Origin of the sequence: Solibacillus sp. FSL K6-4121, assembly GCF_038002585.1 — a bacterium.
GTDB lineage: Bacteria > Bacillota > Bacilli > Bacillales_A > Planococcaceae > Solibacillus > Solibacillus faecavium.
The window spans coordinates 922525-947014 of the sequence record NZ_JBBOCS010000002.1; the positions used below are offsets into that span (position 1 = coordinate 922525).

The following is a 24490-nucleotide window of genomic DNA, read 5'->3' on the forward strand; positions in this document are numbered from 1 at the left end:
AACTAAATTTACAAGATAGTATGTAGTAATTCTTTCATTCGCTCTTCAAAATCAACATGACCCCAAAACAGCATGGCATTTTCGATACCTTCCTCTGTAGCTAAATGATGAACTAACACATAACCGATATAATAACCAAGGCGAGTATAACCAAATGTCTGACCGCCATTAATTGAAAACCATTCTTTAAATATATCCTTTGATGATTTGTTTTTTAAATCTTGTTGAAAAGAACGTATAATCTTTGGTTTATTTTCTTCACAAAATGACAGCCATTCCACGTCTCTTTTATAGGCAAAGTAAATATCCTGTTCCACTTTTACAATCTGTGTTGATAAATAAGTGGCAACACCTTCTTGCAAGAGCCAAGTTAAAGGATTGGACCAAGAAATAGTCGCAGCATCAATTCCATTATAAGTAGTAAATAAATGATGTGTTGCATGCCCAAACTCATGGGCTATAATCACTTTAAGTGCATCTTCATCAGCTTCCAATTTTTCAACGCAAAAAGCAACTTGAGGGTCCATCGAGCGATATGTATAGGCATTTGAACCCCCTAAACCGACAAAAATATAAACATCTTTTGTAAATTTTATTGGATATAAGTCTTCATATTTTATCGTAACTTCCGGAGTTAAGGAAGCAATTTTCCGGGCAATCCATTTCATTTCTTGAATCATTCCCGGATGATGAACTAAAGCTTTTTCAAGTTTCATCTCTTTATTAAGACAATGATGTTCAAAATAATAACTGTAAATATCTAAATTTTCACTGAAATAATTTTCGTAATAATTCTCGGTAGGTTCATATGAACTTAAAAACGGGTTTGCAATATCATAGATTTTCACAAAATTATCTCCTCTCTGGTTTTATACTTATCATTTGTACAGATTGGCATTTTTATAGCTTTGTTTATAGAAATCAATTGTCTTTAACCAAGAATTCTTACTAGCATTATTTGTATCATATTTATTTCCTTGATTATAACTTTGTATGATATTGGGAATCCCTATTGAATGTCCGGCACCTGGATAAACGATGTGCTCATACTCATTTGTGCAATTGAACTTTTTTAACCTATTTATTGCGATTTTTGATAATCCTGTAGTATCTACATCATCTTCTTTGCCAGTGATGAGTAATATCGAACCATTTATCTTTTCAACCGGAATCTCTGCTTTTTTAACTTCAACAGGATTAGATGCTAATGCTACATACCATTCCCCCAAAGGATTTCCTTTTCTTTCGTTCCACATTTTCATACATTTAAGTGCGACATCAATAGGATTTTTAGGAGTTAAATAAGGAAGTGGTTCATTATTATATAACCATGCAGGTGGCAGTTCATCATTATCAGACCATGGGACAATACCACTAAACGCTACAGCGAATCCATTCAATGCAACGACCGACCGAATTTCAGAAAATAAACTTGCAGATAAAAGGGCCAAAAATAATGAATTTTTGAAGTAGGAAGAGCCAAAAAAAGGATAAGCCCACTATTACAGCTTATCCTACGCAATCCCTATTCAATTAAATGTAGTTAACTCTTGTTTAACAGCTTGCAAAAAGTCTTCCTCAAATCTATAAATGTGTTTACCTACTCTCTTCCCTAATGGTATGACGTCCGAAATCATTCCTTCATTTAAAGGTAATGAGTTTATAGAATTTATCTCTCTAGGATTATCTACTAAGTGATCCAAGGGCGTATTGGTCTCTATTTGAGAAAATAACTCTTTTAATTTTGCTTTTGGAATTTCGTCTTCTGCCTTATTCATTACAACGTTCATTAGATTTATTAGGTTTTCATGATCTAGATAGAACCCATCTGTCGCAGCCATCATTAATGATATAACCTGTTCCCCGTTAAAATAATGCGTACCCTTTTCGAAATCAATAGCTGCCTGTGTTACTCCTCTTAATCGAATATCTTTTTGAATTTCATACTCAATCCCATTCATCGATTCAATAAACTCTGAAACGGTTTTTAAATCAAGCACTGCATAATAATCAATTGGTATATCTAAAAACTTTGAAACCGTCTTTTTTACATTTTCAGCATCGCCAAAAGAATAGGCAAACAACAATTTATCATAAAAAAATGTTCCATCCACATTCTCCGATATCGGGGCATAAGTATCATTAGGAAGCGATACAACTTTCATCAACTTTTTATCTTTATTATAAGTAAGTAAAAGATTAAGGTATATTCGATTATCCATAACTTCAGACTTTACCGTAATCAACGAAGTAGAAAACTCAGCTTCCAAGGCATTTGTTGGAACACCTTTGTTCGATTCTTGACTCAAATTGCTACTGTTAGATCTTTCAATAAAATCCCCGGAAAGCATCGATGGAAGAAACAGAATCATACATAAACCAACTACCAATAAAGATACTGTTATGGGAACGAATTTATTAGAAGAAACATTCTTTTGGGTATGATGAATCTCATCCTGTTTACGGATTTCTTCAAATACTGCATTACGGTCTTCCTTCGTAAATGACTGGTGTTGATGAGACGAATTATGAATTTTTTCTCGTAATCGTTTATCTTCCATGAAGTTCTGCCTCCTTTAACATTGATTCTAATCGTTGCTTCGCTCTTCTTAACCTGGTCTTTACGGTATTAACCGAAATATCCAATACATTGGCAATTTCCTCTGTCGATAAAGAATCATAATAATAAAGATAAACTACTTCCCGATACACCTTGGGAAGAGAATAAATCGTATCTTTTATTTCTTCATTATTGTATTTATCGATTACCTTTTTCTCAGTGGATGGTAATATAGACTTCGCTGTTTCATTGATAAAGCTTTTTACCTGCACCATTTTGTAATTCCAGCTTTTCAAATAATCTTTACATTCGTTAATCGTTATACGATAGAGCCATGTTTTGATTTGTGCGTCGAATCGAAATGAATCAATGTTTTTATAGCATTTGATAAACGTATTTTGTACAAGATCCTTCGCAGTTTCTACATCCTTTACATAAGAAAATGCCAACCGCACTAGCTCATTGCCATATTCAATCATTATTTTTTCCAATAGAAAATCTTTTTCCTCCCTATCCAAATGACTCTCCCTCCCTTTCAACCTACTTCAAATTCTGCTATTAGACGATTGTCAATTCATATTAGGTTCAATTTTTCCGTTAAATTATATTTAATTACATTATTTAGCAATCTATAAAGTGATTTTAATATAATTTGCAATAAAAAAATATCTCCCCTCTAAAAAATAGAGGAAAGATAATTTTTCTGGACTTATCGTGCAAATACTTTTGACAATTTTATAGTAATTCTCATTACTTTATTGGTATTATCTGTTAAAATCAATATAATATTTATAAGGGGTGTCTGAATGAGCAACAGTTCTAACTATTTTAAAAAAATAATTTGGGTTATTGGATTAATATTACTAGCAAAATTCAGCTATGATTTAAAAGTCCAGCTGCAAAAAACCGCACAAATGGAGTACAATATTGTACCTGTTCTTTGGTTTGATGTAATCAGTGCACTATTACTGGGAGGCTATATTTCTTTACTGCTAGTGAATAAATGGTCAGTAAAAATTAATCATGCTTTGCTATGGTGTGTAGCGACCCCTTGTTTAGTACTTCTATTAATCTATCCAACGCTAACAACGCTGGCAGTAAATGAACTTATACCAGAAAGCTTCGCGTATAGTTTTATTGCAGCTTGGGTGTTTAAAGTAGCTATGACTTCCCCAAACGTAGTAGGCATAGTTGCAGGAATGACATTGGCATTAAGCATTTTTAGTAATCAATCCAATCGGGCCAAATAGAGATTTCAGTTTACTTAGACTTAGAAAGGTTTTTAATCATTTCAAATGCTATACATAATGTAAACACAAAAAATACTAGCGCAAAAATTTTGGATACAGTTTGTTCCCTCACTAAAAACTGTGAACATGACAGGTACATAGCAAAAGATAAAAGAATAAATGCTAATACTTTTTTGAAATACTGCATGTGCTTAACGTTTCGCAATACGATTAGGATCATAATCGATATTTTTTTTAATTTTGTTTAGATCCTTTTCTATTTTGGAAATAAGCATATGTATCTCTTCATTTTCTGAAGCGGTAAAGTTTTCGCCTCTTTGTATATTTAAAATCATCGTTTGATTAATTAGCCTCAAACAAGATTTAATCAGGGCCAAATCCGTTTTGATTGCTTCTTTACTTGTGTCTAATCCATCCATTTATACCACTCCCTACCATAAATTATATACCATTATATAGGAGTATTGTAAAATGAATGCTAGAATTTATAAATCTTTTGATAAGCGAATCATATCCCTGCATTGTATTCCATTTTCAAAAATCTCTTCCTCATAATGCTTAATAAAAAAGTCAAAATCAATACCGATTATTCGGAAACCGCATTTTTGGTATAAAGCGAGTTGACCTATACTTGAATTCCCCGTTCCAATTTCGATTGTTTTATAACCTTTAGTCTTAGCAACATGAATTGCATCCGTAATTAATAACTTTCCTATACCTTTGCCATGGTGTTCTTCGGCTACTGCGACATTCACTATTTCTACTGTTTTAGGTCTTGTTGGTAATAATATATACACTCCCACAACTTGTTTTTCACTTTCGGCTATAAAACATTCGCCCCTAGTAATATACTCTTCCACTATACTTTTTGAAGGATCTGCCAATAACAGCAAGTCCATAGGGATATTATCTTGTTCCTCCAGTTTTCTTATATTCAATGTTGATTCCCCTCCTAGCTATATTTTTATAGAAAAAAGCGCAAATTCCTGCTACAGAATTGCGCCAAATATTTTTATCTTCTTATTTTCCAGTTTCACTAAATTGCTTAATGCGCTCGCCAATTTCGTCACGGACGCGCTGAAATTCAGACCACTCTTTGCCGGCTGGATCATCAAATCCCCAATGTTCTCTTTTAACATGTGGTGGTGTCACAGGACACTTATCTGCCGCGTCCCCACATAATGTCACAATCAAATCAGCATTATTTAAAATTTCAGGATCAATGATATCGGATGTTTGATTGGAAATATCTATGCCAGTTTCTTTCATGGCCTTCACTGCATTCGGATTTAAACCGTGAGCTTCAATTCCTGCACTTTTAACATCCCACTGCTTACCGAGATATTTTTTTGCCCAGCCTTCCGCCATTTGGCTTCTGCAGGAATTACCTGTACATAAGAAATAAATTGTTTGTTTCAACCTGAATCCTACTCCCTTTAGAAAATTAATAATGTGATATATAGCCCAAGTAAAGTAATAAATAGAATTGGGATAGTTAAAATAATACCTGTTTTAAAATACGTTCCCCACGAAATTTTAACGCCCTTTTGTGAAAGAACATAGAGCCATACTAATGTTGCAAGAGAGCCGATTGGTGTAATTTTCGGACCTAAATCTGATCCAATAACATTAGCATAGATTAACGCTTCTCGGATAACACCGGAAGTATTCGTTTCAGTAATCGCTAATGCATCAATCATAACGGTTGGCATGTTATTCATAATCGAAGAAAGAAAGGCAGCAATAAAGCCCATTCCAATCGTTGCAACAAATAATCCCTGATCAGCTGTTGCCTGAATAACACTAGACAAAGAATGCGTCAACCATGCATTTCCTAAACCATAGACAACTACGTACATCCCGATCGAGAAAAACACCACATTCCATGGAGCACCTTTAACAACTGATTTCGTCCGTACTGCATGGCTTCTTCCCGCCATTAATAAAAAGAAAATAGCGATGCCCCCTGCAATAATGGAAACGGGGATTTGTGTGAATTCACTTGAAAAATATCCAATTAGCAATACCCCTAGTACATACCACGAAAGTCGGAACATTTTTATGTCTTTAATCGCTTCTTTAGGCGTTCTTAATTTAGATAATTCATACGTACCCGGAATACTTTTTCTAAAGAATATTAATAGAATTGTAATCGTTGCGATCAGTGAAAAAAGGTTAGGAATAATCATTCTTGATGCATACTCCACAAATCCGATATTGAAGAAATCCGCCGATACAATGTTAACTAAGTTACTGACTACGAATGGAAGAGAAGTTGTATCCGCGATAAATCCACTCGCCATAATGAATGGGAAGATCATTTTTTCGCTAAATTGCAAATGACGAACCATTGCTAACACGATAGGCGTCAAGATTAGCGCAGCCCCATCATTCGCAAATAATGCCGCGACAATAGCCCCTAAAATACTTACATAAACGAACATTTTGATGCCATTGCCCTTTGCAGCCCGCGCCATATGTAGTGCTGCCCATTCAAATAAGCCAATCTCATCGAGTATTAACGAAATAATAATAATCGCGACAAAAGATAAAGTAGCATTCCACGTAATACCTATTACTTCGTTTACATCATTAAAATCCACTACCCCGACCAATAAGGCCAATATTGCCCCACCACAAGCTGACCAACCAATATTTAATCCTTTTGGCTGCCAGATGACGAGAATAAGTGTTAATAAAAAAATCGCTGTTGCTAGAATTGCTGTAATCACTAAATATAACCTCCATCACTCACTGTACAAACTTCTTACTTACTAGCAACAGGAATTGCTTGTATCCACTTCCACACAACAAGTAGTAGATTCTATTTTATGAACATCACTATCAGCTTTTGTATAGAAAAACTCCCACTCATTTCCGTCTGGATCTGTCACCCAGAATTTATCCTGCACAGCATAACAGCATGTAGTATCCATTTCATCACGTGCAAAAAAGCCTTCTTTTTCTAGTCTTTCCTTATGAGCAGTAATTTCCTCGCTCGTCTCTACTTGAAATCCAAAATGATTAACTTGATTTCCTTTCACTTCATCACGAACATTCAGTGTAAAATTCAGTCCCGGAGTATCAAGCAAGAATTTAGCATAATCTGCTTTCACCTTAACTGGTGAAGCTCCAAAAACCTTTTCATAAAACTCAATTGATTTTTCAAGATCCGTAACGTTTATACCTACATGTACATATTTCATATACTTACCTCCAATGTATTATTAATCAAAAAAATTTGATTTAAGAAACAAAAAATTTAACAGCAGCTGCCTTTTCCAGTCTTTCTAAATATGCAGCACAGCTCTTCTGATAATAAATTGTTTACTTCTTTATCATTTAAATCATAATAGCTCCATGTTCCTTTCGTTTCTTTCGTAATCAAATTTGCATCCAAAAGGATTTTAAGATGATACGATAATTTTGATTGGGACATGTCAAATGCTTCGGTTAAATCACAAACGCAACTTTGACCACGTTGGCATAGCTCATACAAGATTTCCAGTCGCTTTTGATCTGCCAATGCCTTAAATTTCTTTTCATATTGCTCAAACTGAATTTCCAATAAAGATATCCTCCTTCATCAATTTATTTTGATATATTAATTATAACCAAAGTAATTTTGTATCGCAATCATTAAATCAATTTTTTTTGATGAATGAATCGGAACTTAAAAAACCTTTAATTTGGTTAAGTTTATGTGGTAAGTTTATATTTCTTAATATATTCTTAAGAATTCTTATCAGTTTTTATTAAGTTTTATGCGCTATGCTTGGATTAAAGGAGATTTATTATATGAAAAAACTAATTTTTGCACTTATAGTTGCCGTTATAGGCTATCAATTTTTTATGGGCAAACAAGCAACTGCTCCTGATTTACCACAGCAGTTATCCCTAGAACCTTATGCAATTTCGAGCGGAAATCTTGTACTCGTCAATCGAGACATTCAGCTAAAACAGGACCCGACCAATTTAGCGCCAATCCCAACTGATATCGCGGAAAATGTTATTGTGAATTCAGAATTTCTTTTCGAGAATCAGGCAATAAAGCCGCTCAAGCAACTATTTGATGCAGCAGCGAAGGATGGAATTGAACATATTATCATTAACAGTGCGTATCGCAGCGGTAAACTACAGCAGCAGCTTTATGAAGAGCATGGCGCTGACTATGCGCTGCCATCCGGCCATAGTGAACATCAGACGGGCTTATCACTTGATATTGGTTCGACTGCCGGCAAAATGGAGAATGTCGATGAAGGTAAATGGTTGGAAGAATATGCAGCGGATTTTGGCTTCATCTTACGTTACCCAGAAGACAAGGTGGATGTGACTGGTATCAACTACGAACCATGGCATTTCCGTTACATAGGCTTGCCCCATAGTATGATCATGAAAAAAAATAATCTCGTGCTTGAGGAATATATTACTTTCCTTAAAAAGGAGCAGTTTTATACAACAGAAATAAATGGTACCTCCTACTTCGTGCAGTATACGGATAATAAGACTACTGTTAATATCCCGGATTCTGAAAACTATATCGTGTCTGGTGATAATGAAAAAGGATATATCATTACATCAATTGTAGAATAATTCGTGGAAGGAAAGTAAGCGGAAGATTTCCTGTTATTTGGTACTTGACGGTAGTTTTACGAGGAAATAAAGGGAGTTTTTCCGCTTATGTATGAAAAAATCACCTCATTTGGAGTTTTTTTTAAGTAATAACCGGAATTTCTCCGTCTATTTTTTGGAATCAAAAATCGGCCATTTGCATTAAAGCAATGTGGCCGATTCTTTTTAGTTACACACTTTTCGCATATGCGACGTGCTGTTTTCTTGCTTCCTGAACCTTTGCCGCTGAAAAGATAAATACAGCGAGCCAAATGCATAGGAACGTTACAAATTCTGTTGTAGTAAAGGGTTCTTTGTAAAGAAAAATCCCCAGCAGTAAACTGATTGTCGGTGATAAAAACTGGATAAAGCCCATTAAGTAAAGCGGAATTTTTTGTGCACCTTTCGCAAAAAAGATGAGCGGAATCGCTGTTACAATACCACTGCCGATTAAAAATAAATTCGTTTTCCAATCAACGTGCATAAAAGCAATTTCCGTCGTTTGCATTAAGTAAATATAGCTAATGATTGCGATCGGTAATATAAATAATGTTTCGATTGCTAAACCGCGCGTTGCATCCAGCGGAATCTTCTTTTTGATAACACCGTAAGAGGCAAAAGATAAAGCAAGTGCTAATGAAACCCATGGAATTGTACCACCTAAAAATGCCTGGTAGCCAACCCCAACTGCAGCAATCAGTACGGCAACAGTAGTAGCTTTCGAAATTTTTTCCTTGAAGAAAATCAACCCAAACAATACTGAAATGAGCGGATTAATATAATAACCTAAGCTCGCCTGTAATAGGTGTTCGTTATTTACTGCCCAAATGAAAATTCCCCAGTTGATGGAAACAACGACAGCGGCGATAAATAGTAAAATAAAATTCTTCTTATTTTTCCAAAGTATTTTAATATCGGCAATCGTTTCTTTATATTGGCGAATGATTAATATAAAGAGCGCTGTAAAAACGAATGACCATATAACACGCCCTACCAAAATTTCCATGCTGCCAACATGATCTATTTGTTTCCAAAAGAGTGGGACAATCCCCCACATGAAATAGGCACCCATCGCAAAGAGGATACCCTTTTTTTGTTCTGACATTATTGCACCTTCTAGTATTTTTATATTTCAATTATAGTTGTCGCTATGAAGGAAGTAAATGTTGATGTGTGGAACAGGTGTTTTTATTCGCCACTTAGTTTGCGATAATCGCCAGTTCATCCCACATATTCTTCAAATACTCCAACTTAATCGTCAATTCAACATCGATATTCGTCTCTTAGCACCCTATATTCGCCACTTGCATTTTTATTCGCCACTTCAGCTGACTTATTCGTCAGTTCACCCCCGATATTCGCCTCCTAAAACTACACTTTCGCCTACCCAGCTCGAACACCGCTCCACTAATGCAATAAAGTCATATCCACCCCTACACATGTTAGGAATGAATATGACTTTTCAATTCAACTAGCTACTCGACTATCCCATTTTGCAGCAAGTACATTTTTTGATATAGCCCTTTTTGTGCAATGAGTTGCTGGTGGGTACCGCGCTCCACAATTTCTCCTTTATGCAGCACTAAAATCTGCTCTGCATCTTGAATTGTCGAGAGTCGGTGTGCGATGGCGATAGTTGTACGGCCTTTTCGCATTTTCTCCAATGATTGCTGAATACCGACTTCAGTTTCTGTATCGATCGCTGCAGTCGCTTCATCCAACACTAAAATTTTCGGGTTCGTTGCAATCGTTCGTGCAAAGGCAACTAATTGACGCTGCCCGCTTGAAAACGTAGATCCACGCTCCGTAACAAAGCTTTCATAACCATCCGGCAAAGCTTCGATAAAGTCGTTCGCCTGCACAAATTCAGCAGCTTCCTTCACCTTTTGTAAAGTCAGCTTTTCATTGTACAAACGGATATTCGAATCGATCGTCCCGTAGAATAAAAACGGATCCTGCAGCACTAAGCCCATTTTGTCACGAAGCTCCTGTTGTTCAAAATCTTTAATCGATTGGCCGTCTATTAAAATATCGCCACGCTTAAATTCATAAAAGCGCATCAGTAAATTAATAATTGAGCTTTTCCCACTACCCGTATGACCGACGAGTGCGACGGTTTCACCAGGATTGACTGTAAACGATATATTTTTCAGTACATCCTGTTTCCCGTCATAGCTGAACGACACATTTTTAAACTCAATATGACCTTGTGACACGGTAACCGCCTTGTTTTGCTGTGCTGGCTCCAGTTCTTCATTATCAAGTAGCTCAAACACACGTGAAGCGGCAACAATTGCCTGTTGGAACAGTGCAAGCCGTTCCATTACTTGATTGATCGGATCAAAGAAGCGGTTCATATACGTAATAAACGCATACACAACCCCTACTTCTACCGCAGTTTCAAACGATGCCCACCCAAAGTTGAACAGTAAAATAATAATAGCCGTGAAGTACACTAAATCGATAATCGGTCGAAGCAGTAAACTGTTCATTTTCGTATTCGCCATCATCGATTGGAAATGCTCTTCATTGACACGGTCAAATTCATCATTAAAGCGCTTCTCTTGACGGAAAGCCTGCACAATGCTCATGCCTGACAGTGTTTCTGATAGTTTCGCATTAAGCTCACTTAGTTTTTCGCGCATACGCATATACACGACCGAGCTCATTTTCCGGTACAGCCAAATAATATAAATAATGACCGGCAATAGTAGCAGCATATATAGCGCAAGCTTTGCATTAAGGAAAAACATCGCACTGTATACACCGACAATTAAAAATGCCGCCTGCACAAAGCTAATCAATACAGATACGAACATATCCTTAATCGCTTCGGTATCATTTGTTGCTCTTGATACAATAGAGCCGGCTGGTACTTTGTCGAAATAACGCATACCAAGCTTATGGATTTTCGTAAATACATCAATTCGAAGCTGCTGGATAACCTTTAACGCAAGCTGCTGAAATTTAATATTTTGATAATACGTAATGAAGACGTTTAATAACTGGATTATGAAATAACTAATCCCCAAAATTAAAATCGGTGTCATATCAAAATTACCGATCATTAAATGGTCATCAATATATACTTTGATTAAATACGGACCGATTATATCCCCGATTACAGTTAGCACAAGTAGGAACAGCGCAATCGCTAATAACTTTTTATGAGGCTTTAAATATGTAAATAGCCGTTTTAATACAATTCGCTGCTCTTTACTTGAAATGGTATTTGTTTCATTCGCCAAGACGATCGCCTCCTTGCTCGACTAACTGCTCTAGTTGCTGTAGCTGATACATCTCATAATAGCTTCCTTCTAAAGCCATTAACTGTTCATGAGTACCTTTTTCAATAATCGTGCCATCTTCTACAACGATAATGACATGCGCTTGTTGAATTGCACTTAGACGGTGAGATGTAATGATCGTTGTCGCATCTTTACGCTCTTCCTTCAAGGCATGTAAAATTGCTTCCTCTGTTCGTGCATCCACTGCAGAAAGAGAATCATCTAAAATTAGAAGTTCCGGTTTCATTAATAGCGCCCGTGCAATCGAAATACGTTGCTTCTGCCCACCTGAAAGTGAGACACCACGTTCACCAACAAGGGTGTTATAGCCATCTGTGAAGCTCAAAATATCTTCATCTATATTTGCCAGTCTTGCTGCAGCACGCACTTCTTCTAAACTAGCATTCGGATTGGCAAATGCAATATTGGAGTATAGTGTTGCAGAAAACAAGAAATGATCTTGAGGGACATAGCCAATTGACTGGCGTAAATATTCTTTCTTGTAATCGTTTATATTGTGGTTACCAAATTGAATCGTACCTTCATACCCTTCAAATTCACGAAGCAACAGCTTCAATATCGACGTTTTCCCTGCACCTGTTTTCCCTACAATACCTAGTGTTTCTCCGCGCTTTAATTCAAAGTGCATATCTCGTATTGTTGGTGAAGCATCACCTGGGAATGTAAACGATTGAACGTTAAAAATAAGATCTCCTGAAGGATTTTCCGAAATAGCATCTGGCTTGTCATCAATATCAAACGGAGTATTTAATATTTTTTCGATACGGTCATAGGAAACACTCCCCCGCTCGACAATATTAAACAGCATCCCAATCGCCAGCATCGGCCAAATAAGAATGCTTAAATACGTAGTGAACGTAACTAAATCCCCGACAGTCATTGCCTCTTCTAGAATGAATTTTGTTCCGAAGCCGAGACTTAGCATAAAGCTTAAGCCAACGACAAAGCTGATTGTCGGATCGAATAAAGAATCTACCTTCGCCACACGCATATTTTTTTCTACTACTTCATCCGAAAGCTTAGTAAAATCTGCTACATCTTGAGATTGCTGACCGAACGTTTTTAATACTTTCATGCCGCTTATACTTTCCTGTGTTTTGTCATTTAAATCCGAAAACGCAGCCTGGGCATGGCGGAAACGTTCATGCAATAGTTTGCCGTAATAGCTGGTCGATAACGCAACCAATGGCATCGGAATTAACGCAATCAATGTCAAACGCCAGTCAATGGTAATCGCCATTGCTAAAATAACAAACCCGCCTGTTGTAATCGAGTCAAATAATGTTAAAACCCCACCGCCAGCAGTTTGCTGCACTGCACTAATATCATTTGTCGCATGGGCCATTAAATCGCCGACACGATTTTTTTGATAAAATGACGGGGACATTTGCGTAAAATGACGATGTAGCTTTTCACGCAATGTACGTGCCAATAAGTTGGAAGAACCGAAGATCATTTGACGCCAGTAATAGCGCAGCACATACATTGCGATCGCTACAACGGCAATGATGGCAAGCCATTTGAATAGGCCTGATTTCGTTAATGTCTGATCCCCAATTTCATCGATTGTATATCCAATAATTTTTGGTGGTACGAGCTGTAGAATCGCTACAAGTATAAGCATTAGCAACCCTACTGTATACTGAAACTTCCGCTCTTTAAAAAACCAGCCTAATTTCAAAAACACCTTCATTTTTTCACCTTCTTTTTTTACTCAAGTTCCACTATTTTAACAAATTTTATAATTTTCGGATATATCAAAAAGAAATATTTTTTCGGATTCCGAATTATTTTTTTAGTGCAAACCAAATAAGCACAAAAAAGCATAGGAAATGTCTCGATTTCCTATGCCTGCTAATTTTATTTTCTTTTTTGACTATACACTATAATTGGCAGTGACTTGCTGCAACTGCTGTGCACGGTTACCTAAATCATTGGCTACCGCACCGATTTCCTGAAGTGTTGACATTTGCTGTTCCGATGACTCATAGGCATGCTGTGCACTTAATTGCGTCATTTCAGCTGAACGGGAAATTTCGAGTACGGATGCAGCAACCTCTTCTGCCGTAGCAGATATCTGTTCCGTAACGGCAGAGACATCTTCAATCTGAATTTTCATCTCGCCGATCGCCCCTACAATTTTCTCAAATGATTGACCTGCAAAACCGATAATTTCCACGCCCTGTTCCACATTGTCCAAGCTATCTTCAATTGCTCGTTCAGCATTTTTCGTATCTTGCTGAATTTCATTCGTTAATGTAACGATTTGATTGGCCGAACGATTCGATTCTTCCGCCAGTTTCCTTACTTCTGCTGCCACGACTGCAAATCCTTTTCCGTGTTCACCTGCACGTGCAGCTTCAATCGATGCATTCAACGCAAGTAAATTTGTTTGATCCGCGATCCCTGTAATGACTTGTGTAATTTTTTCGATTTCTCTTGATTGATGGCTTAGTTTTTGGATTAGCTCTGTCGTTATTTTTGTCGATTTATAAATGGAGCTCATCTGTTCACTTGCAGTATAAATATTTTGTTTCCCTGCATTTGCCATCGTTTCTGTCTCGCCGGTAAAGTGATGCAATTCTTGCGTGGATTCTGCAATTTTTTGTACCGCTGTTGCCGTTTCTTCCATCGCAGTTGCACTTTCGGACGCTGATATAGACATAGACGTAGCAGCTTCTGCGCCACCTTTTGCACCTGTTAACATAATACCGGCAGAAATGTTTACTTCTTCAACCGAAGCCATTAATTGTTCCGAAGTTGCACTTAAGTGACCGGCATTTTCTGAAAGATTATTTAATAAGTCCGATATTGTAGTTTTCATTTCATTCATCGCTTTTGATAACGTTCCGATCTCATCCTTAGAACGAATCGCCAACGGTTCAACCGCCAAATTGCCTTTTATAATTTCCTGAACATGCTGTTCTAAATTTTGCATTGGCTTAGAAATGCGGTTCGTTAGTGCTAATGCCGTAATCATACCGACTAAAATCGCTACTATAATGGAAATCCCCGTCATAATCATTGCGTTTAGCATTTCTTTATCAATATTTTTTTCCGCTAAAACGAATGAATTGGCAATTTCTTCGGATAACGCCCTTACATCTTCCTTAAAAGCGGTTACATTATTTTCAGCAATATCTATATAGTAAGTCGATGCCGCATCCATTCCTCTCGTATCAGTAAGACGAATGGTTTCATCGAATGAACTATTCATCACCTTTACTTTTTCTTGAATACTGGCCAAGAACGTCTCGGCCTCTTTATTGAGGGTTAATTGTTCAAACTTTTGGATTAAATTCTTTGTTTCTGTTCTGCTGGCCTGAATTTCTTGTGAAGTATCTTTACCTAAAATATAATTTTGAATTAATGATGCCTGAACAAGTGAGAGACGACTCAATTCTGACGCGTCATACGTCTGAGGTAAATTCGTTTCCAGTGTATTGCTGTATTTCTTTTCAACTGCCATTAACTGATTAAAAATTGTCAAACAGGCTAAAACCGTAACGAAAATCGAAATAGTAAAACCTACTAGTAATTTATTTCTAATTGACATATTACATCCCCCTTCTTATCTACAATTTTATACAGTATTCGACATATAATATAGTCATTTCTAATTAATAGACTGAAATTAATACGATATTGCTATAGAGCTAAAAAATATTAATAAAAATGAAAGAAAATCCAACAAACTACAATCAATAATATAAATAAATTATTATATTCCTAATAATATTTTGACACTATAAGTGAATATTAACGTCTAAATAACACTTTTTATTCTGAATATTCTTGAATTTATGTCCTTTTTATGTATACAAAATTTTCCTATATCATTTCTTCGTTAAAATACCGTTATCCTACAGACAAAAGTTACTGCTTTTCTCTTTATGTTGTCCCATAAATCTGATTAACTTCCGATATTTCCGCCTCTTTTTGTCCATACTAAAATTATCACTCCATTCTCAGCAAATTTAAATCCAAATGTGTAAATCGCTGTAATGGGAACGGGGATTAAAATGATTATGAAGGGAAGTAAATTATTAATGAAACAACTTTTATTTGCGCTTGCAGCTGCATTTTTACTATTTGTACCTGATGCATATGCTCACACATATTTGGATTCAACAAATCCGGATAAAGGTGCGACGGTAACAGAGTCATTACAAACAATTGAATTAACATATTCAGGTAAAATTGAAGAAGGCAGTATTTTTAAAGTACTGTCCAGTGACGGCTCAGAAATGCCTATAACTTCTATCACAGTAAATGATGGTGTCTTATCAGGTGCATTAGCTTCACCTCTTCCTAACGATACTTATATAGTGGAATGGAATAGTATCAGCGAGGACGGACACCCTTTAACAGGTTCATTTTCCTTTACAGTAAATATAGCCAAGGATCCAAGTAATCAGGAGACTGCTGAAGATACAGTGAATAAACTAGAATCTAATGTAGACTCAATTGTCGATACGCTTAAAGATGAAACTGATTCGGAGGACAATAATTCCATTTGGACACTAATCATCGTCGTAAGTATCATTGTTCTTGTTTTAGTTGGAATTACTATCTATAGCTATAAAAGATGGTTAGTAAAACGCAAAGGAAATAAGTAAAACTACCGTATCTATATTAGGAATGCCTATTTTCGCTTTAGGCATTCCTCTTAATTTTGTTTCATAACTATACATTCATGGTTAATAATAATGAACCACTTTTTTAAAAGAAAGGAGTTTCCACAATGACAGATAAATTAATCCATTCTATATCAGAACATTCTCTACCACTTAATGATACGAGTTTAAATAAAATGGTAGAGGCTGTTGGAGATGCTAAAATCGTAATGATTGGTGAGGCTTCACACGGGACATCGGAATTTTATACAGTACGGGCTGAGCTCTCCAAAATGTTAATCGAGCAAAAAGGCTTTCAGCTCATTGCAGTTGAAGGAGATTGGCCATCCGCACAAGCGGTAAACCGCTATGTAAAAGGCTATAGCGAAGAAAGTACGAACGCAAAAGAGGTTTTAAAGAACGCTTTCCATCGATGGCCAACGTGGATGTGGGCCAATGAAGAGGTCGCTGCCTTTACGGAATGGTTAAAAGAGATTAATACTAAGCGCCTACAAAAAGTAGGCTTTTATGGTATCGATATGTACAGCCTGTTCGAATCAATTGATGAAATATTAAACTTTTTATCGGACCATCCCGAGCATAAAGTTGATTTAGAACATGCCAAAAAAGCTTTTTCCTGCTTTGAACCGTACAATCGGAGCCATGAGCACTATGCCATTTCCGCTGTTCAATTTTCTGATGCATGTATTCGTGAAGTGACGGGGTTATTAAGCTCATTGCGTAATCATAAAGATCTGTATTCCAGTGAGCACGAAGAAGATTTAAATGTCGTGATGAATGCTCTTGTCGCAAAAAATGCTGAATCATACTACCGGGAAATGATGTCGGATGAAAAGTCGTGGAATACACGCGATTATCATATGGTGGAGGCGATTCATGAATTGCGTAAGTATTACGGAGAGGAAACGAAAATCATCGTTTGGGAGCATAATACCCATATCGGTGATGCTTCCGAAACCTCAATGAAGGATGAGCAGCTAATCAATGTTGGTCAAATTATCCGGGAGCAATACGGGAAGGAAAATACGTATGCAATTGGCTTTGGCACTTACGAAGGTACGGTCATTGCTGCAGACCGCTGGGGAGATCCTTTTGAAATTATCCAAGTCCCTCCGGCAAATATAGATAAATGGGAAGGCCAGCTCCACGCAGCAAGCCCCGAAGATAAAGTACTTTTATTTACGGATGAAAACAGACAATTGTTTAATGATTGGATTGGCCACCGCGCAATTGGCGTTGTATACGATCCGGCATACGAGGCATACGGCAATTACGTTCCTTCCAGAGTCGGCAGCAGGTACGATGCATTTATTTTTATAGATAAGACAAGTGCTTTACGACCTTTATGATATAAAATTTGAAAGCAGCATATTTCGGGACACAACTCATATATAGTTAGTGTCCCTTTTAGTATATTGGAAAATGTGTAAAATAAGTGTAGATGGTTGTATAAAGGAGCGATAATAATGAAGCCTAGAAGGAAAAAAATTATTGCATTACTGTTTTTCGTATTTATATGTCTAATAGTCATCAGATTTATTATTAGGATTTTGGATTTTTGGATTTCTAATTATTAAATCTTCAATTTATTTTACCCTCGAAAAGTTTAGTCAACATGTAAATATCCTATATATCTTGCAAAGTTGCCATTTGAAGTAAATTCGACTTCAAGAATGTATTCACCCTTTTCAGGAGGCGCAGCAAAAGAATGTATTTCTTCTAACATACTAGTTTCCATATCATCTTCATATAATAATTGTTTATCGCCATTTTGAGTTGCTGAAATTTCGACTTTAATATCAGTATATTGCCCTTCATCTTCAATGCTATCTTCAAATATAATTTTTAAAAATTGTCCACTACTTACATTAATTTTTTCAGATTTGCTTAATAACGATTCAAGATCATTTTCATTCAATGAGGTCGTATCTCCCTTTGTATTCCAACCTATTCGAGAGGGCTCTAGATTATATTCTGACTTATTTACTTCTAACTTAGTAATAGGGTGTCCAACGCTATAATTTTCAGCAAAACAACCTGATAAACAAACAATCGAAAAGCATAAACAGATTAACTTTTTCAATATTTTTTCACCTCATCTTTTAATCTAGATATTCCTTTGAAATTACAACACTATCTACAAATAGAATTATTAATAATTCATCATAATGAACATTCCCCATAATAAAATAAGGATTGGAAAAAGAATAAAGAACCAATTCAACACTTGTAAAATACGTATAAAAACGGTATTTTTCTTTACGACAAACTTTTTAATATATATAAGGGAAATCACAGCAATTACAGGTGTCCATAAAGCTAATGAGCCATAATTTGGATCGGTAGCATCTATTAACTCTTCTATCAAAAATAAAGTAAAAATAATATTTATAACGAGTAATAACGATGGAATCACAGAATTGTTGCTTAATTTCAAATTAACTCTCCCCCTTTAGTTAAGGCTCTTTTCTAAAAGATTATTGTTAATAAATCGAACTAATGCATATTATACTAAAAACAAGGAAAATTTGTTAATATCTAATTAGGAGGTGTTTATTAAATAAAATTAAAAGGGTTAATAGTTACTTTTGGAACGTTTGCACTGACAACAGCCTTACTTTACTTGCTTGGTTATAAGCTTACTATTCCTTGGCTAATGTTGCAGTACGAGTATACTAATAATGCAAGCGAGTTCTTATTTTCAATAGGGTCGTTAGTTCCCTTAGTAATCGGTTTGTTAATGAGTTTTATTGCCGAAAGAATTTATTTGGACAAATCCCGACAAAATTCGTCTAATTATTAAAAATAGGTGTTATATTCTCAAAGTACTTTTATCACTGGTATTGGATTTCAAAAAACTATTCAGTAGCTACTGCTACCCCTTCATCGCTCTGACAACCAATCATAAAATGGCACTGATCGAGTACTTTGCTTTTGTTCTTTCACTTCTCGTATAACCGGGCGTGCAATAGCCTTATCATATGCTCCTTTATAAATTGCGCGTAATGTTGTACGAATCGTTAATTTCCCCTCATGAATATCTTGAATAATTCGCCACATGGCATCCTTTGCAATTGTAAACTCCCGTCTGTTTTGGATTGGTGTTGCTAAAATGGCTGCTCGTAATCCATCTTTTAACTCTTCTTTCATTGGCAAACTTGTCATGAATTCATATAATGTTTTTTGCCACTCGTTCATTTGACCAACTATATTTATATATATTTCATTTAAAGAGCTTGTTTTAAAAAGATTAAAAGAAATAGTTTGTTGCTCAGAAAAATTGCCAACTTCCTTTATTTCATGCGTTTCTTCAGCTGGGACTCGCTCGGACATTTCCGATGGGACATGTAATATTTGATAAATGTTTGCCCCTTTAATCCCATTCAATTTCGTACTTGCAACGACTCGTAATATGCCAAGTTCGGCTGCTTTTTTCACCGATCGATAAACCGTTTTTGTGCTGACTCCTACACTATCTGCAATTGTCTTCGCCTTTAAATGTGCTGCCCCGGGGTAAGCCAGTGCCGACTGCGCGATACGTAAAATAACATTGCGCTCGCTTTCCGTTAATTCATTTGCTTCCAGATGCTGCGCCACCGCCTCATCCATTTCCGCTACTGTGTTGAAAGTTTCATAAGTTTTTAAATAATCGAATACCATCCTATGCATCTCCCCTCACCATACATATGTCAAAAAAACTGGTGAAAAGGGACAAGCTTTTGAAAATATTTTAAATTTATTTTACTATCACATGTTTAGTTATTAAAAACCCACACATTAAATTCCCCACTTTGTTCTTGTAAATACCATCCTGATTTAACATAATAATTATTCAAATTAGAATTAGTCGGACATAATGAAATGATAGGTAAGTCATTTATCGTTTCTAGCATCTTTTTAAATAACCCTTGACCACGGTAAATTTCACTAACCGCAAATTGATACAAAGATATGTTGTTTTGTGTTTTTTTTCGGTAAAAGCGAAATGCCCCTACTAATTGACCGTTAACTGTTGCAACTATCATTTGTTTTCTTCTTATAGCTGCTTTAATTCCATGAGGACATAAAAATTCTTGAGAATAAACCGCACTGTTATTGCTGTCTAAATTTTCGTTAAAGAACGACACTACTTCAGGGATTTGAATTGTATTTGCGAAAGCTATCTGCATATTTCTCCCCCTTTTACGCTTTTTAAGACAAAAGAGACTTATATATTTCTCCTATAATCCCTTCCAGTTGATGGACACCCAATTCAGTGTTCGTCATGATGACAGCACCTTTCTCTATAAAGGGAAACGCCACCATCATACATTGAAAACCCACTCCCCAACCAAGTGATGTAATTTCCAGTTCTTTTTCAGAGCCTTCTAGAAATACACCTAATCCAGACCATCTTTTACCTCTTTGTGGGGTGATCATTTCTTTTGCTAATCTTTGTGAAATACCAATCTTGCTTGCTCCTTTTAACGCATTCATTAACTCAAGAACCAATTCAGCTAAATTTAAAGAAGTTGTCCATAATCCAGAAGCTGCTGGATAAGGATATAGAGGATATTTCCCACCTACTATTTCACCATTTTTGTTGTGACCACAAGAAAAGTTTAGCCTATCTACGTCCAACGTAGTGATATTGAAGTGGCTATTTGTCATTCCCAATGGCTCAAATATTTGCTCGTTCACAACTTGATGAAACGGCTTTTCAGTGACATCTTCTATCAGTTGCTGAATAATACAAAACCCTGCATCCGAATAATGAAATTCACTTTCTGGTTCATACTTGACGATAATAGGCGTTTTACAATAAGGAGTTCGACCTTCTAATAAATCAACCATCGACGGAACCCCTATTTCCGTATTTAATTCAGCAAAACTCCCTTCAGGATCTTTAATTCCAGATTGATGGCTTAATAAATGCCGTAATGTCACCTTTTTATTTTTAGTAAATTCATTTTCTGGTACTTTCCACGATTCAAGATTTTCATTCACATCCCCATCTAAATCAAGAAGTCCTTCATCTAATAGCTTCATAGCAAGCATGCCTGCTAAGAACTTGCTAATTGAACATGCACTAAAAATAGAATCTTCATTTGTTTTTCTATTGCTACCTTCTTCTAATATGCCGTAATTTTTTGTGCCACTTATTTGACCGCCCTCAATTAAAGTAATACTTAAACCTTGCACATTATAGTGTTTCATTCTTTCTTCTATGTTGATTGTTTTTAGTTTCATAACTCTCCCCTTTTTAGCATTATCAATTAATCATAACACGAATATACGTTCTATTGTATATATTTGTAAAATACTTTATATAAAAAACCGCTAAACTTGGATCAGAAGTTTAGCGGTTTCATTTAGTTTTCTCGTCGTTTTTTCCTCGCTAAATATACAAGCAAGATAAGCATCAACATCGTTTGTATTAAGAAGGCAATAGCATCCCAAAATGCTGCACGATCTCCAGCCCCCATAATATTTAAATAAACGGTTGTGATCATATAATAGAGCTGCGGGATAAAGTACACAACCGTTAAAAGTAACGTTAAAAAAACTCCAATTATATAAAATACACTATAAATACGGACCAAATTCCATTCATCCTGGAACATCTCTTTATGATCCTTCGCTGATTTACGCTGTTTTTTAAGGAATGACCTTAAATAAACTTTGCCGCTCTCCATCAGGTTATAACACCCTGTAACATTTTCAACAACATAATAAACATCTGTTTTCATATAGAAACAGCATTGATAGATAGATTTTATAAAAATATCCAACACGATGATACTAACGATTCCTACAAAACTTGCATTAGGATATAGCAGCATAAAAATGAATGAAAGGAAGAGAATAATTTGTTCGAAAGACATGCCAGCTAAGTATAGGATATTCCTCTTTTTAGGATCGAGCTTCCACGCTTGAGTCAAATCCGTTTCAAATACAATAAATATGAGCCGATTCCCGATACTTAATTTAGCCGGTAAATCATGCGACCTGATGGCGAGAATATGCCCAAATTCATGAATAACAATTAATACTAAAGAAATTAATAAATAAGTAAGGACATTTAGCATCATCGAATCGAACAGGAATATGTCTTTATAATGAGGAAAAAATTCTGGATTCAATATAAGAATGAATATGTTCGATACTAGCAACAGCAAGTAAACTTTGTTTATTATGCTATTAAAAAAAATACGTCCCATCCATTGCGGGATCCATAGAAAACCACTTTCAGATTTAGCCTGCTTTTCTTTTTCTCTATGTACTTGGACACCATCCACAAGTTGAACAAGCCCTAACTCCACCAATTGCTCAACAAATTCAATGATATCTACTTCTTCTTCGGGATAATGTTCTTTTAGCGCCTTTTCAATTGCAGCTAAGTTTTCGCCTTTTTCCAAACGTTGGATTGCATCAACGCTTATCTCAGGCAATTCAAAGAAGTCACCGGAAATCGGCTCCTCCACGATATAATTTTTTTTATCTTTACGAATGGATAACGGATATAACGTTATTTCGGATTGCAAGGATACCTTCAACGGATTGCCTCCTCTATAAATTAAAATAGGATGCTAGTATTCAGCATCCTACATTTACTTACTCATCCTTTTGGAATTAACCAACACCACCAGCAAGTAACTTTAATTTTATTAAGTTTGCGAATTTTCATGTCTATCCCCTCCTCTCATGTCCATACCTTTACGGTAATTTTTAGAAATCTGCACCCAATCAGGATAAATTTGTTTAAATAATTCTGCAAGCTGAGGATCGAATTGAGTGCCTTGTCCTTCTATTATCCGTTCATAAGCCACTTCGAATGGAAGAGCTGGACGATATGATCTGGAGGAAGTCATCGCATCAAAAGCATCGGCAACAGCTGTAATTCTGGCTGAAAACGGAATATCCTCCCCAGCCAGTCTATCTGGATAGCCTTTACCGTCCCATCTTTCATGATGATGGTAGATTACATCAATATTATCAGCAACCCCCTCAACATCACGAATAGCTTCAGCTCCTACAACAGGGTGTGTTTTAATTATATCAAATTCCTCGTCTGTCAGCATACCGGACTTTGTCAAAATTGAATCCGGTATATTAACTTTTCCAATATCATGTAATAGGCAAGCGTAATAAAAAGAATTTAATTCAGATGGTTTAAATTTCCCTGTAGCTTCTGCCATGTTCATTGCGTATGCTGCAACACGTTCACTATGCCCCCTAGTATATGGATCCTTTAACTCTAGAATAGCAATAACTCCTTTAACAATACCTTCCAACTGTTCATCATATGAGTACTTTAATGCTTTTATATAATTTAAAAATCGATGAAGCAAGATAAAGGAAATAACAGATAGCACGATCATTATACCAATCGGAAATACAACCAGAGGGTCCTGTATAAATAAACCAACCAAAATATATTTTAGCAATAGACCAATTGTTATATAATATGTAAATTTCTTATTTACAAAAATTGGAGCGAAAAGTATGATAACAAGTTCTACCATATTTCCACTAGTGTAAGTAATCGTACTATCTCGATAATACAATATATCTGAAACTAAATTTGTTATAAAATAACCAAAAAATACAATATATTTTACAGAGTCCACCTTTCCCTTTTTTATTAAATAAATAGATAAAGGGATGAGTGCAATAATGACTCCATATTTAACAATCATAAAATCGTATACTACTCTACTATTTGCACCAATATCACTCCATGGAAAAGCTGGGAAAAGGTTGTAATAAAATATTTCGTAAACAAAAAATACAACATAAAACAACCATAAAAATAGTATCGTTGAATTCTTTTCTTCTTGTAACAATGACGTTTTCTTCATTTTTTACCTCGCAATTTTTTTACGACTCAATAGACTTTGTACTTATTAACTTAATTATAACACGATATTAGAAATTAGGTCTATATGTCTATGAAGTATTTTTCCTTCTTTTAATCTTTTATACTATAAAGTACTCATTATCCAATAAATGCCTTTTCAGTGAGAACAATAAACTTTTCTTTTAGTTCTTTTCTATTCTACCGATAAATCCTTCTTTTACAATACACTTTTACACCTTACAACTCAATTCCCTATTTTAATAAAATTTATAGAATACTCTCTC

25 protein-coding genes are annotated in these 24490 nt (G+C 35.7%); 4 read left to right on the plus strand and 21 right to left on the minus strand.

Annotated features, from left to right (window positions below; genetic code table 11):
* Positions 1 to 8 precede the first annotated feature (8 nt).
* The 4 genes from MHH95_RS14110 to MHH95_RS14125 form a co-directional block, all read right to left on the minus strand.
* Positions 9 to 848, minus strand: coding sequence for a DUF5700 domain-containing putative Zn-dependent protease (locus MHH95_RS14110; protein WP_340728092.1), 840 nt, complete (start codon positions 846 to 848; stop codon positions 9 to 11).
* Between the two features lie 30 nt (positions 849 to 878).
* A complete protein-coding gene (locus tag MHH95_RS14115) occupies positions 879 to 1451 on the minus strand; it encodes an acyl-CoA thioester hydrolase/BAAT C-terminal domain-containing protein (RefSeq protein WP_340728093.1) in 573 nt (190 codons plus the stop codon).
* A 78-nt stretch (positions 1452 to 1529) separates the two neighbouring features.
* Positions 1530 to 2561: an LCP family protein gene (locus MHH95_RS14120; protein ID WP_340728094.1), complete on the minus strand. Its 1032-nt coding sequence runs from the start codon at positions 2559 to 2561 to the stop codon at positions 1530 to 1532.
* Positions 2551 to 3078, minus strand: a complete 528-nt coding sequence (locus tag MHH95_RS14125; RefSeq protein ID WP_339212344.1) for a sigma-70 family RNA polymerase sigma factor — start codon at positions 3076 to 3078, stop codon at positions 2551 to 2553. Before MHH95_RS14125 ends, MHH95_RS14120 begins: the two co-directional genes overlap by 11 nt.
* Positions 3079 to 3366: 288 nt before the next feature.
* Here MHH95_RS14125 and MHH95_RS14130 point away from each other — a divergent pair, with 288 nt between their 5' ends.
* Positions 3367 to 3810 (plus strand): hypothetical protein, encoded by a 444-nt coding sequence (locus MHH95_RS14130; protein WP_340728095.1) that lies wholly within the window; start codon positions 3367 to 3369, stop codon positions 3808 to 3810.
* Positions 3811 to 4001: 191 nt separating this feature from the next.
* Here the strand turns inward: MHH95_RS14130 and MHH95_RS14135 are convergent, their stop codons facing one another.
* The 6 genes from MHH95_RS14135 to arsR all read right to left on the minus strand — a co-directional run bounded on the left by MHH95_RS14135 (position 4002) and on the right by arsR (position 7378).
* Positions 4002 to 4229, minus strand: a complete 228-nt coding sequence (locus MHH95_RS14135) for a phosphoglycerate mutase (protein ID WP_340728096.1) — start codon at positions 4227 to 4229, stop codon at positions 4002 to 4004.
* Positions 4230 to 4295: 66 nt separating this feature from the next.
* Complete coding sequence (locus MHH95_RS14140; RefSeq protein ID WP_340728097.1) at positions 4296 to 4748, minus strand: GNAT family N-acetyltransferase; 453 nt, start codon at positions 4746 to 4748, stop codon at positions 4296 to 4298.
* Positions 4749 to 4830: 82 nt separating this feature from the next.
* The gene (arsC, locus tag MHH95_RS14145; protein WP_340728098.1) at positions 4831 to 5229 is read right to left on the minus strand and encodes an arsenate reductase (thioredoxin); all 399 of its coding nucleotides are present in this window, start codon (positions 5227 to 5229) and stop codon (positions 4831 to 4833) included.
* 17 nt (positions 5230 to 5246) lie between these two features.
* Entirely contained in the window at positions 5247 to 6542 is a 1296-nt protein-coding gene (locus tag MHH95_RS14150) for an arsenic transporter (RefSeq protein ID WP_340728099.1), read from the minus strand.
* Positions 6543 to 6584: 42 nt separating this feature from the next.
* Positions 6585 to 7016, minus strand: coding sequence for an ArsI/CadI family heavy metal resistance metalloenzyme (locus tag MHH95_RS14155; RefSeq protein WP_340728100.1), 432 nt, complete (start codon positions 7014 to 7016; stop codon positions 6585 to 6587).
* Positions 7017 to 7072: 56 nt separating this feature from the next.
* Complete coding sequence (gene arsR, locus MHH95_RS14160) at positions 7073 to 7378, minus strand: arsenical resistance operon transcriptional regulator ArsR (protein WP_340728101.1); 306 nt, start codon at positions 7376 to 7378, stop codon at positions 7073 to 7075.
* A gap of 230 nt (positions 7379 to 7608) precedes the next feature.
* Between arsR and MHH95_RS14165 the strand changes: the two genes are divergently transcribed.
* A complete protein-coding gene (locus MHH95_RS14165; RefSeq protein WP_340728102.1) occupies positions 7609 to 8403 on the plus strand; it encodes a M15 family metallopeptidase in 795 nt (264 codons plus the stop codon).
* A 208-nt stretch (positions 8404 to 8611) separates the two neighbouring features.
* On the opposite strand, the gene rarD is transcribed toward MHH95_RS14165, so the two are convergent.
* The 4 genes from rarD to MHH95_RS14185 form a co-directional block, all read right to left on the minus strand.
* Positions 8612 to 9526 carry an EamA family transporter RarD gene (rarD, locus tag MHH95_RS14170; RefSeq protein WP_339212364.1) on the minus strand — a complete coding sequence of 305 codons (915 nt, stop codon included), beginning with the start codon at positions 9524 to 9526 and terminating at the stop codon, positions 8612 to 8614.
* 370 nt (positions 9527 to 9896) lie between these two features.
* Positions 9897 to 11669 (minus strand): ABC transporter ATP-binding protein, encoded by a 1773-nt coding sequence (locus MHH95_RS14175; protein ID WP_340728103.1) that lies wholly within the window; start codon positions 11667 to 11669, stop codon positions 9897 to 9899.
* On the minus strand, positions 11659 to 13422 hold the full coding sequence (locus MHH95_RS14180) for an ABC transporter ATP-binding protein (RefSeq protein ID WP_340728104.1): 1764 nt from the start codon (positions 13420 to 13422) through the stop codon (positions 11659 to 11661). The genes MHH95_RS14175 and MHH95_RS14180 overlap by 11 nt, the downstream gene beginning before the upstream one ends.
* Before the next feature lie 183 nt (positions 13423 to 13605).
* Complete coding sequence (locus MHH95_RS14185) at positions 13606 to 15285, minus strand: methyl-accepting chemotaxis protein (protein WP_340728105.1); 1680 nt, start codon at positions 15283 to 15285, stop codon at positions 13606 to 13608.
* 472 nt (positions 15286 to 15757) lie between these two features.
* On the opposite strand from MHH95_RS14185, the gene MHH95_RS14190 reads away from it, so the two are divergent.
* Positions 15758 to 16348 (plus strand): copper resistance CopC family protein, encoded by a 591-nt coding sequence (locus MHH95_RS14190; protein ID WP_340728106.1) that lies wholly within the window; start codon positions 15758 to 15760, stop codon positions 16346 to 16348.
* A 125-nt stretch (positions 16349 to 16473) separates the two neighbouring features.
* Positions 16474 to 17715, plus strand: a complete 1242-nt coding sequence (locus MHH95_RS14195) for an erythromycin esterase family protein (protein WP_340728107.1) — start codon at positions 16474 to 16476, stop codon at positions 17713 to 17715.
* Between the two features lie 257 nt (positions 17716 to 17972).
* Here MHH95_RS14195 and MHH95_RS14200 read toward each other — a convergent pair whose 3' ends face one another.
* From MHH95_RS14200 to MHH95_RS14230, 7 genes are all read right to left on the minus strand, one after another.
* Positions 17973 to 18449: a hypothetical protein gene (locus MHH95_RS14200; protein ID WP_340728108.1), complete on the minus strand. Its 477-nt coding sequence runs from the start codon at positions 18447 to 18449 to the stop codon at positions 17973 to 17975.
* A 69-nt stretch (positions 18450 to 18518) separates the two neighbouring features.
* Positions 18519 to 18803 (minus strand): hypothetical protein, encoded by a 285-nt coding sequence (locus tag MHH95_RS14205; RefSeq protein WP_340728109.1) that lies wholly within the window; start codon positions 18801 to 18803, stop codon positions 18519 to 18521.
* 446 nt (positions 18804 to 19249) lie between these two features.
* Positions 19250 to 20026: a helix-turn-helix domain-containing protein gene (locus MHH95_RS14210; protein ID WP_340728110.1), complete on the minus strand. Its 777-nt coding sequence runs from the start codon at positions 20024 to 20026 to the stop codon at positions 19250 to 19252.
* A gap of 95 nt (positions 20027 to 20121) precedes the next feature.
* Positions 20122 to 20535, minus strand: coding sequence for a GNAT family N-acetyltransferase (locus MHH95_RS14215; protein WP_340728111.1), 414 nt, complete (start codon positions 20533 to 20535; stop codon positions 20122 to 20124).
* Positions 20536 to 20557: 22 nt separating this feature from the next.
* Entirely contained in the window at positions 20558 to 21595 is a 1038-nt protein-coding gene (locus tag MHH95_RS14220) for a serine hydrolase domain-containing protein (RefSeq protein WP_340728112.1), read from the minus strand.
* A gap of 122 nt (positions 21596 to 21717) precedes the next feature.
* On the minus strand, positions 21718 to 22902 hold the full coding sequence (locus MHH95_RS14225; protein WP_340728113.1) for a peptidase: 1185 nt from the start codon (positions 22900 to 22902) through the stop codon (positions 21718 to 21720).
* A gap of 111 nt (positions 22903 to 23013) precedes the next feature.
* On the minus strand, positions 23014 to 24207 hold the full coding sequence (locus tag MHH95_RS14230) for an HD-GYP domain-containing protein (protein WP_340728114.1): 1194 nt from the start codon (positions 24205 to 24207) through the stop codon (positions 23014 to 23016).
* Positions 24208 to 24490: the final 283 nt, after the last annotated feature.

Bases quoted from the DNA above. Each gene is read 5' to 3' on its own strand.
- MHH95_RS14180 (WP_340728104.1), bottom strand. From the start codon at position 13,422: ATGAAGGTGTTTTTGAAATTAGGCTGGTTTTTTAAAGAGCGGAAGTTT.
- MHH95_RS14220 (WP_340728112.1), bottom strand. From the start codon at position 21,595: ATGAAACTAAAAACAATCAACATAGAAGAAAGAATGAAACACTATAAT.
- rarD (WP_339212364.1), bottom strand. From the start codon at position 9,526: ATGTCAGAACAAAAAAAGGGTATCCTCTTTGCGATGGGTGCCTATTTC.
- MHH95_RS14215 (WP_340728111.1), bottom strand. From the start codon at position 20,535: ATGCAGATAGCTTTCGCAAATACAATTCAAATCCCTGAAGTAGTGTCG.
- MHH95_RS14155 (WP_340728100.1), bottom strand. From the start codon at position 7,016: ATGAAATATGTACATGTAGGTATAAACGTTACGGATCTTGAAAAATCA.
- MHH95_RS14135 (WP_340728096.1), bottom strand. From the start codon at position 4,229: ATGGATGGATTAGACACAAGTAAAGAAGCAATCAAAACGGATTTGGCC.
- MHH95_RS14230 (WP_340728114.1), bottom strand. From the start codon at position 24,207: ATGAAGAAAACGTCATTGTTACAAGAAGAAAAGAATTCAACGATACTA.
- MHH95_RS14190 (WP_340728106.1), top strand. From the start codon at position 15,758: ATGAAGGGAAGTAAATTATTAATGAAACAACTTTTATTTGCGCTTGCA.
- MHH95_RS14210 (WP_340728110.1), bottom strand. From the start codon at position 20,026: ATGGTATTCGATTATTTAAAAACTTATGAAACTTTCAACACAGTAGCG.
- MHH95_RS14120 (WP_340728094.1), bottom strand. From the start codon at position 2,561: ATGGAAGATAAACGATTACGAGAAAAAATTCATAATTCGTCTCATCAA.
- MHH95_RS14185 (WP_340728105.1), bottom strand. From the start codon at position 15,285: ATGTCAATTAGAAATAAATTACTAGTAGGTTTTACTATTTCGATTTTC.
- MHH95_RS14165 (WP_340728102.1), top strand. From the start codon at position 7,609: ATGAAAAAACTAATTTTTGCACTTATAGTTGCCGTTATAGGCTATCAA.
- MHH95_RS14195 (WP_340728107.1), top strand. From the start codon at position 16,474: ATGACAGATAAATTAATCCATTCTATATCAGAACATTCTCTACCACTT.
- MHH95_RS14130 (WP_340728095.1), top strand. From the start codon at position 3,367: ATGAGCAACAGTTCTAACTATTTTAAAAAAATAATTTGGGTTATTGGA.